The sequence below is a fragment of the Endozoicomonas acroporae genome (assembly GCF_002864045.1).
Classification (GTDB): Bacteria; Pseudomonadota; Gammaproteobacteria; order Pseudomonadales; family Endozoicomonadaceae; genus Endozoicomonas; species Endozoicomonas acroporae.
The window spans coordinates 1-2379 of record NZ_PJPV01000110.1 but is presented as its reverse complement, the minus strand read 5'-3'; the positions used below and the strand labels follow the sequence as shown (position 1 = coordinate 2379).

Here is a 2379-nt window from a genome sequence, read left to right as displayed (position 1 = left end):
TTTCATGAATTAATGAAATATAATTATGGATAGAAGTTCTGCTGGTATCAGTGGTCAATACCCAAGATCAGATAATGATTACAACCAACCGGATGACCATGCCCCTTCTTCAGGACGTGGGCGATATAGACATGCCACAGTCAGACAATGGGATAATCCCCCCCGCACTGCACCGGGTCGCAATGAATTTTACCATTCTTCTGGCACACACTCTTTTCAACATCTACAGTGCCGTTCAGTAAACCCTGCTCAAGATTTTAATGCCCTCATCAAGCAGGAAATAATGGCTCGTCTGGTGAGTAAATCGGATCGTTTCGGCCATCGCTATGATGGGAGAGATCACGGCCTATATGCCAGTTCAGTTAAAAAATACACGTTAGGTGCTAAAAGACCGTTAAATCAAGCGGAACAAAGCCAGCTGATGCGTTTGCTGCAAAATTTCACAGCAACCCGGAGCTGGAATTGGCGAAGCCTGACGACAACACTGCACTCATTTACTTCAGCAGGCGTTTTTACCCTTCATAAACCCATGGATGAGCGAGTTAAACTTACTCAGGCTAACTTATTGTCAACGCTATTTGATTCAATAATATTTAACTGCAACCAAAAACCTGAAGCCAGGGATATTGATGCCTTGGGAACCACCAACCTGCTGTGGGCCATGGCGAAACTGGTGGACAGCGGCCAGGAGCAGACACCAGAATTCAACGAGGCCGTGGCCGCGCTGTTGTCCCACGTGGCCGCACAGCAAGACCAGTTTAATGCCCAGGGGATCGCCAACCTGCTGTGGGCCATGGCGAAACTGGTGGACAACGGCCAGGAGCGGACGCCAGAGCTCAACGAGGCCGTGGCCGCGCTGTTACCCCACGTGAACATACAAAAAGCTAACTTTAAACCACAGGGAATCGCCAACCTGCTGTGGGCCATGGCGAAACTGATGGACAACGGCCAGGAGCGAACACCAGGGCTCAACAAAGCCGTGGCCGCGTTGTTGCCTCTCGTGCACGATCAGAAAGACCAACTTAATACCCAGGGAATCGCCAACCTGCTGTGGGCCATGGCGAAACTGGTGGACAACGGGCAGGAGCAGACACCAGAATTCAACGAGGCCGTGGCCGCGCTGTTGCCCCACGTGGCCGCACAGCAAGACCAGTTTAATGCCCAGGGGATCGTCAACCTGCTGTGGGCCATGGCGAAACTGGTGGACAACGGCCAGGAGCGGACGCCAGAGCTCAACGAGGCCGTGGCCGCGCTGTTGCACCACGTGAACGTACAGAAAGACCAATTTATTTCTCAGCATCTCGCCAACCTGCTGTGGGCCATGGCGAAACTGGTGGGCAACGGCCAGGAGCAGACACCAGAGCTCAACAAGGCCATGGACGCGCTGTTGCCCCTCGTGAATGCACGGAAAGTTAATTTTAAACCACAGGAAATCGTCAACCTGCTGTGGGCCATGGCGAAACTGGTGGACAACGGGCAGGAGCGGACACCAGAGCTCAACGAGGCCGTGGCCGAACTGTTGCCCCTCGTGAACACACAGAAATCTCACTTTAATCCTCAGGGTATCGCCAACCTGCTGTGGGCCATGGCGAAGCTGATGAACTACGGGCAGGAGCAGACACCAGGGCGCAACGAGCCCGTGTCTGCGCTGTTGCCCTACGTGAGCGCACAAAAAGGTCTGTTTAATGCCCAGGGTATCGCCAACCTGCTGTGGGCCATGGCGAAACTGGTGGACAACGGCCAGGACCGAACACCAGGGCTCAACAGGACCGTGGCCTCGCTGTTACCCCTCGTGAGCGCACAGAAAGGCCAATTTAATGCTCAGGGTATCACCAACCTGCTGTGGGCCATGGCGAAACTGGTGGACAACGGGCAGAAACAGACACCTGAGCTCAACCAGGCCGTGGCCGTGCTGCTGCCCCAAGTGAACGCATGGAAAGTTAATTTTAAACCACAGGAAATCGCCAACCTGCTGTGGGCCATGGCCAAACTGGTGAAAAGGCAGGAGCAGACACCAGAATTCAACAAGGCCGTGGCCGCGCTGTTGCCTCTCGTAAATGCGTGGAAAGTTAATTTTAAACCACAGGAAATCGCCAACCTGCTTTGGGCCATGGCGAAGCTGGTGGACAGCGGGCTGGAGAAAACACCAGAGCTCAAATATGCTGTGGCCACGCTGTTGCCCCAGGTGAATGCACAGAAAGACCAATTTATTCCCCAGCATGTCGCCAACCTGCTGTGGGCCATGGCGAAACTGGTGGACAGCGGGCTGGAGAAAACACCAGAGCTCAAATATGCTGTGGCCACGCTGTTGCCCCAGGTGAATGCACAGAAAGACCAATTTATTCCCCAGCATATCGCCAACCTGCTGTGGGCCATGGC

1 protein-coding gene is annotated in these 2379 nt (G+C 54.1%); it reads left to right on the top strand.

Features of this window, described 5'->3' with window-relative positions; translation table 11 throughout:
• Window positions 1-25: 25 nt before the first annotated feature.
• Window positions 26-2379 (top strand): DUF1601 domain-containing protein (locus tag CX664_RS17295; RefSeq protein WP_146000097.1); only part of this gene is annotated, 2354 nt, incomplete at its 3' end.